This is a genomic window from Geodermatophilus chilensis, from assembly GCF_002802985.1.
Taxonomy (GTDB): Bacteria; Actinomycetota; Actinomycetes; order Mycobacteriales; family Geodermatophilaceae; genus Geodermatophilus; species Geodermatophilus chilensis.
Genome location: NZ_NVPT01000237.1, coordinates 1 through 6,219, shown reverse-complemented (window position 1 = coordinate 6,219; position 6,219 = coordinate 1). Strand labels below are relative to the sequence as shown.

Genomic DNA, 6,219 nt, shown 5'->3' with positions numbered 1-6,219 from the left:
TACTATGTCTTATACATACTCGTACTTGTGTCATACAGTCAGTAGAACACCTCAGACATCGCCGTATGGAGTCGTCGGCAGCGTCCGATGTGTATCAGAGACAGCGTCCGCCCCGTCGCGGTCGCACGACGCCCCGGACCGGCACCGGGACGACGCGGACCGCGACCGGCACGGGGAGAAGGAGGGCGAGGAGGACGGCGGACACGACGGCGGGGCCGCCGAGCCGGCGCGGGGTGGCTCCCGCGAGCACGGGCACCGGGAGCACGAGGACCCGCCGCCCCGGACCTCCGCCGTCCCGACGCGGGAGCCGGCCCCGAGGACGAAGCCGTCCCCGGCGACGTCGGCTCCCGTCACGACGGCCCCGGCGAGGACGACGGCTCCGGCGACGACCCCGCCGGCCGGGTGACCGTCCGGCTCAGCGGGTGCGGCGGAGCAGCGCCATGAACATCGCGTCGGTGCCGTGCCGGTGCGGCCACAGCTGGCCGTACGCCCCGTGGGCGAGGCCGGGCACCTCGGGGAACAGCGGCGCGACGGGCAGCACCTCGACGTCGTCCCGGCCGGCCGCGGCGTCGGCCACGGCGACGGTCTCGGCGGTGTGCGGCGAGCACGTCACGTAGGCGACCACCCCGCCGGGGCGCACCGAGGCCAGGGCGCCGTCGAGCAGCGCCGTCTGCAGCTCCACCAGCGGCGCGACGTCGTCCGGGGTGCGCCGCCAGCGCACCTCGGGACGGCGGCGCAGCGCCCCCAGGCCGGTGCACGGCGCGTCGAGCAGCACCCGGTCGAAGGAGCCCGGTGCCCACGGCGGCTCGCGACCGTCAGCGACCAGCACCTCGACGTCGTCCTCGTCGCGCAGCGCCTGCCGGACCAGCTCGGCGCGGTGCGGGGCGCGATCGGCGGCGGTGAGCCGGACGCCCTCGGGCCGGACGGCGGCCAGCAGCCCGACCTTGCCGCCGGGACCGGCGCACACGTCCAGCCAGGCGACGTCCGGGCCCTCCAGCGGTGCGCGGGCGAGCAGCAGGGCGGCGAGCTGGCTGCCCTCGTCCTGCACCGCGGCCCGGCCCTCGCGCACCGACCGGACGCGCGCGGGGTCCCCGCCGCCGAGCCGGACGGCGTACGGCGACCACGGGCCGGGCTGCCCGCCGGACTCCTCGACCAGCTGCTCGCGGGGCACCCGCCGGGCGACCAGGTGCACCTCGGGCGCGGCGTCGTCGGCCAGCAGGGCGGGCTCCACCTCGGCCTCGTCACCCAGCGCGTCGCGCCAGGCCTCGACGATCCAGCGCGGGTGGTCGGTGGCCAGCGCCAGCCGCTGGTCGCCGTCCCCGCCGAGCCGGTCGACCCAGGCCGCGCGGTCCCCACCCGCGGCGACCTTGCGCAGCACCGCGTTGACCAGGCCGGAGGCGCCGGTGCCGACGATCGCCCGGGTGAGCGCCACGGTGGTGTCGACGGCGGCGTGCGCCGGCACCCGCAGGTCCAGCAGCTGGTGGGTGCCCAGGCGCAGCAGGTCGAGCACGCGCGGGTCCAGCTCGGCCAGCGGCCGGGAGACCAGCGTCGCCAGGACCGCGTCGAGGGTGCCGGTCGCGCGCAGGGTGCCGTAGGCCAGCTGGGTGGCGAACGCGGCGTCGCGCTCGGCGAGGTCGGCGGCGCGCTCGCGCAGCAGCTGGGGCAGCAGCAGGTTGGCGTAGGCGTCCCGGCTGCTCACGCCGTCGAGGACGTCGAAGGCGGTCAGCCGCGCGCCGTCGAGCGCCGGCCGGTGCCGGCGGGACGGCGGCCGCCGGTTGCCGCGGTGGGGGGCACTCACGAGGCCTCCCCGCCCAGCCGCTCGCCCGGTGCCGGCCGGGCCCCACGGGCCCAGTCCGGCGCCGGCAGCATCCGCTTGCCCGCCGGCTGGACCTCGCCGAGCCGGACCGCGCCGCGGCCGGTCCCGACCAGCACGCCGGTGGCGCCCACCGAGACCTCACCGGACGCCAGGCCCAGCGACGTCGGCAGCGGCTCGACCGGTCCCAGTCGCAGCCGGTCGCCGCGCCACGTGGTCCAGGCGCCGGGCGCCGGGGTGACCCCGCGGACCCGCCGGTCGACGACGTGGGCCGGCAGCGACCAGTCGACGCGGGCGTCGACCGGCTCGATGCGCGGCGCGAGGCTGACCCCCTCGGCCGGCTGCGGTCGGGGCTCGAGCGTGCCGGCCGCGATGCCGTCGAGGGTGGCCACCAGCAGCCGGGCGCCGCTGATCGACAGCCGGCCGAGCAGGTCGCCGGCGGTGTCCCGCGGGGCGATCGGCTCGGTGACCACGCCGTAGACCGGCCCGGTGTCCAGGCCCGCCTCCAGCCGGAAGGTGGAGGCGCCGGTGAGCTCGTCACCGGCCATGATCGCGTGCTGCACCGGCGCGGCGCCCCGCCAGGCCGGCAGCAGCGAGAAGTGCAGGTTGACCCAGCCGTGGCGCGGCAGGCCGAGGGCGGCCTGCGGCACCAGGGCGCCGTAGGCGACGACCGGCGCGCTGTCGACGGCGAGCTCGGTGAGCCGCTCGAGGAACTCCGGCTCCCGCGGGGAGCGGGGCTGCAGCACGGGGACGCCGGCGGCGTCGGCCCGCTCGGCGACCGGGGAGCGGCTCACCTTCCGGCCGCGGCCGGAGCGCGCGTCGGGCCGCGTGAGGACGGCGACGACCTCGTGGTCGGAGGCCAGCAGGAGTTCCAGCGAGGGGACGGCGACGTCCGGCGTCCCGGCGAAGAGGAGTCTCAGTGGGGACTCACCTCGACCCGCGGCACCCACGCACCCGCGCCGGCCCACTCGGCCTCGCCGATGGCCGCGAGCGCGGCGGCGCGGGCCTCGGCGTCGAGCCGGTCGACGAACAGCACCCCGTCGAGGTGGTCGACCTCGTGCTGCACCGCGCGGGCCAGCAGGTGCGAGCCCTCGACCCGGACCGGCTCGCCGTGCAGGTCGAAGCCGGTGGCCGCGACGTGCAGGTGCCGGCGGCAGTCGAAGGTGTAACCGGGGATGGACAGGCAGCCCTCCGGACCCTCCTCGGTCTCCTCCCCCACCGGCGTCACCTCCGGGTTCACCAGGTGGCCGACCTCGCCGTCGACGAACCAGGTGAAGACCCGCAGCCCGACGCCGATCTGCGGGGCGGCCAGCCCGGCGCCGCCGGCGGCGAACATGGTGTCGGTGAGGTCGGCGACCAGCCGGCGCAGCTCCTGGTCGAAGTCGACGACCGGGGCGGCGGGGGTGCGCAGCACCGGGTCGCCCAGCAGCCGGATGGGGGTCACGCTCACCGGTCGATCCTAATGGCCCCCTCCAGGGCGTCCCCGAGCCCGATGGCCCCGTCCCGGGCCCCGCCCTGAGCTCGCGAAGGGTGGGGAGGACGGGGTCCTTCCTCAGGCGGCGAGCCGCACGGAGGACTTCGCCGCAGTGAGGTGCGCGCCTGCTCGGCCAGCTGCTGGGCGCTCTCGGCGTCATCGACGCCGACCTCGCCCGGGAAGCCCGCCTCGTGCTCGACGACCGTGGCCTCGAAGCCGACGAGGTCGCCCACCTGCACCTGGTACGGCGACTCGCCGGCCTCGCCGGTCAGCTGCACCCGGATCCGCTCGGTCTCCGAGGTGCCCAACCAGAAGCCCTCGTCGGCGGGGACGGAGAGCACACGGGCGCCGGTCGCGGTCACCGGCTGGCCGGCCAGCCCGGTCAGCGCCGTGGCCGCGTCGGGACCGGAGGCCAGGGCCAGCACCGACTGCCCGTCGGCGGTCACGCCTCGCCGCCGGCGGCGGTCCCGCCGGACGGCGCGGCCGACGGACCTGACGCGGACGTCCCGGACGACGGGCTCGCCGACGCCGGACCGGATGCCGTCCCGGCCCCCTGCGAGGTCTGCGCGGCCGGGTCGGACGCGGACTCGGGGTCGCTGCCGCCGCACTGGCTCAGCAGCAGGGCCAGGGCGACGAGCGCGGCCAGGAGCAGTCCCCCGACCAGCAGACCCCGCCGACGCCCGGCTCCACGGTCCCCGCCGCCCACGGGGGTGGCCCCGCGCTGCTGGCAGGGCCGGTCGACGGCGTGCGCGACTCACTCACTCGGTGCTCCTCGGATCAGCTCGTCCGCGCGGACGTCGCCGGCCGCGCTCTGGCGCGGCCGCGTCCGTCGCGGGCCCCGGACGGGGACCCGCCGGGCTACCCGAACGTGCTCACAACGTGGACAGCGGCCGGTCGAGTGAGGCCGGGGTCACCACGGCGGGCAGCCCCTGGGGCTCGCCCCCGCTGGGCCCGTCGTCCGGGCCGCACCGGCTGATCGAGACGCTGACCGCGAGGACGGCGACCAGGAGCACCAGGCCGATTCCGATGCGTCGCAGCCAGCGGCGCAGATCGCCGGGTTCGTCCGCGGAGCGGTGGGGGTCCTCGGCGCTGGCCCGCTCGGCACGGGGATCGGGGGGCGGGTCGGTCGACGTCACAGGCACTCCTCGGCCACCGGACGACGGTGAGCGCCCGGTGCTGAGCCGCTCGAGGACGGCGTTCCGTTACCCCGGCACGGCGGGCGCCATACGGTCCCGTCGACCGATCGGGCCGGACGTCGCGTCGGCGCCTCAGACCAGGTCGAGCGGGTCCAGCTGCACACGGACGTGCTCGGGCGCCTTCTTCGCGCTGCGCACGCCCTGGACCTCGGCCAGCGCGGCGGCCAGTGCCGCACCCTCCGACCGGGGCACCCGCACCAGGTAGCGCTCCCGCTCGCCCTCCTGGCCGGGGCGCGGCGGCTCCGGGACCGGGCCGAGCAGGTCGGCGTCGGCCGGCAGCCGGGCGGCCGCGAGGAACTCCGCCAGCGCCGGCGCCGTCCCGGACAGCGCCGCCATCCGCGTCACCGGCGGGAAGCCGAGCTCGCGGCGGTCGGCGAGTTCCCGGGCGGCCAGCCAGCCCGGGTCCCAGCGCACCAGCGCCTGGACGACGGGGTGCGCGGCGTCGGCGGCGACGACCACCTGACCGCCCGCCGACGCCGGCCGGACGAGGGCGGCGGCGTTGACCCATCGGCGCAGCGTCTCCTCCCCCGCCCGCAGGTCGGCCCGGCCGAGCAGCGCCCAGGAGTCCAGCAGCAGCGCGGCGCCGTACCCGCCCTCGGCGACCGGCTCCGCGCCCGGGGTGGCCACGACCAGCGCCGGCCCGCCGGGCACGCTCGGCAGCACGCCGGACCCGCGGCCGGAGACCCGCACGGCGGCCCCGGGGAAGGCCCGGCCCAGCTCCTCGGCGGTGCGGGCGGCGCCGACCACCGAGGCGCGCAGCTTGGTGCCGTGGCAGTACGGGCAGTCGAAGGTCGCCGCGGGGCGGGCGCACCAGCGGCAGGCCGGCACCCGCGACCCGCCCGGGCCGGGGGTGGGCGCGATGCCCAGCGGCCCGGAGCAGACCGCGCAGCGGGCCGGCGCCCGGCACCGGTCGCAGGCCAGGCCGGGCGCGTAACCGGCCCGCGGCACCTGCACGAGCACCGGCGCGCCGTCGGCGAGGGCCTGGCGGGCGACGCGGTGGACGAGGCTGGGCAGCCGGGCGGTGCGGGCGGCGGGGTCGCGGGCCAGCTCGGCGTCGGCGCCCAGGGCCTGCACCCGCGGTGCGGCGGCGCGCAGGGTGGCGCGGTCGGCGGCCAGCTCGTGCGCCCAGCCGCTCTCGATGAGCAGCTGCGCCTCCGCGGTGCGCGCGGTCGCGGCGACGACGGCCGCGCAGGAGGCGAGGTGGGCGCGGTGCACGAGCACGTCGCGGGCGTGCGCGTAGGGCGCGCGGGGCTCGGCGTGCAGGTCGTCGCCGTCGTCCCAGACCGCCACCAGCCCGAGGTCGGCGACCGGCGCGTACACGGCGGCGCGGGTGCCGAGCACCACTTTCGCGGTGCCGCGGACGACGTCGAGGAAGCGGCGGTAGCGGGCGTCGGGGGCGGCGTCGGCGCGCAGGACGACGACCGACCCCTTCGGCAGCCGGGCCTCCGCGGCGGCGGCCAGCCGGTCGAGGTCGCGGCCGTCCGGCGCCACGACCAGGGCGCCGCGGCCTCCGGAGAGCGCGGCCTGGCACAGCTCGACCAGCCGGGCCGGCCAGTCCTCACCGGGCAGCGCCGTCCACACCGCGCGGGCGGGCCGGCCCTCGGCGACGGCGGTGAGCAGCGCGGGGCCGGTCGTCGTCTCTTATACACATCACACAGCCCACCAGACCGTTCCAGACCTTGTATGCCGTCTTCTTCTTGACAAAAAATACACTATCACCACAGTGATCTTATAAT

The 6,219-nt window shown here is 78.0% G+C and carries 7 protein-coding genes; all 7 read right to left on the bottom strand.

Features of this window, described 5'->3' with window-relative positions; all coding sequences use genetic code 11:
* Window positions 1-415: 415 nt before the first annotated feature.
* The 7 genes from CNO22_RS25065 to CNO22_RS25035 all read right to left on the bottom strand — a co-directional run bounded on the left by CNO22_RS25065 (window position 416) and on the right by CNO22_RS25035 (window position 6,064).
* Window positions 416-1,798, bottom strand: coding sequence for an RsmB/NOP family class I SAM-dependent RNA methyltransferase (locus CNO22_RS25065; RefSeq protein WP_100501965.1), 1,383 nt, complete (start codon window positions 1,796-1,798; stop codon window positions 416-418).
* On the bottom strand, window positions 1,795-2,763 hold the full coding sequence (gene fmt / locus CNO22_RS25060) for a methionyl-tRNA formyltransferase (protein WP_232807338.1): 969 nt from the start codon (window positions 2,761-2,763) through the stop codon (window positions 1,795-1,797). The genes CNO22_RS25065 and fmt overlap by 4 nt, the downstream gene beginning before the upstream one ends.
* Window positions 2,730-3,263 carry a peptide deformylase gene (gene def, locus CNO22_RS25055; RefSeq protein WP_100501964.1) on the bottom strand — a complete coding sequence of 178 codons (534 nt, stop codon included), beginning with the start codon at window positions 3,261-3,263 and terminating at the stop codon, window positions 2,730-2,732. Before def ends, fmt begins: the two co-directional genes overlap by 34 nt.
* Complete coding sequence (locus tag CNO22_RS25050; protein ID WP_100501963.1) at window positions 3,260-3,733, bottom strand: hypothetical protein; 474 nt, start codon at window positions 3,731-3,733, stop codon at window positions 3,260-3,262. The genes def and CNO22_RS25050 overlap by 4 nt, the downstream gene beginning before the upstream one ends.
* The gene (locus CNO22_RS25045; RefSeq protein WP_100501962.1) at window positions 3,730-3,993 is read right to left on the bottom strand and encodes a hypothetical protein; all 264 of its coding nucleotides are present in this window, start codon (window positions 3,991-3,993) and stop codon (window positions 3,730-3,732) included. The genes CNO22_RS25050 and CNO22_RS25045 overlap by 4 nt, the downstream gene beginning before the upstream one ends.
* Before the next feature lie 166 nt (window positions 3,994-4,159).
* Complete coding sequence (locus CNO22_RS25040) at window positions 4,160-4,423, bottom strand: hypothetical protein (protein WP_100501961.1); 264 nt, start codon at window positions 4,421-4,423, stop codon at window positions 4,160-4,162.
* A gap of 132 nt (window positions 4,424-4,555) precedes the next feature.
* A complete protein-coding gene (locus tag CNO22_RS25035; RefSeq protein ID WP_232807337.1) occupies window positions 4,556-6,064 on the bottom strand; it encodes a primosome assembly protein PriA in 1,509 nt (502 codons plus the stop codon).
* Window positions 6,065-6,219: the final 155 nt, after the last annotated feature.